The 266-nt window shown below is 57.9% G+C and carries 1 pseudogene; it reads right to left on the bottom strand.

Annotated elements, in window-relative coordinates:
* A pseudogene (locus HBA93_RS21495) lies at positions 1-266 on the bottom strand (DUF2232 domain-containing protein); the annotation flags it as partial.

Here is a 266-nt window from a genome sequence, read left to right as displayed (position 1 = left end):
AACCGGCAAAGGTGAGCGCAAAAACCAGCAGAGCAGGGCGCGGCATACGCAGAGTTGCAGGCCAGTTGTCACGCGGGCGACGCAATACGCCGGAACGTTCAGTGATGCGCAGCGCCAGATAGAAGTTGGCAGTCAGGAACATCAGGCTGGTCGCTGCCTGAATAGCTGGCAGACCAAACAACAGGAACTGCTGCAACATTTCACGGAAATCGTCGCTCGCATTGAACTGCGGATCAGAGGCTTGCAGGCTGGCAATCATCGCGCCG

The sequence above is a fragment of the Ochrobactrum sp. SFR4 genome (genome assembly GCF_019730395.1).
Taxonomy (GTDB): domain Bacteria; phylum Pseudomonadota; class Alphaproteobacteria; order Rhizobiales; family Rhizobiaceae; genus Pseudochrobactrum.
The sequence above is the reverse complement of the archived record's forward strand: the minus strand, read 5'-3'. Positions and strand labels throughout refer to the sequence as shown.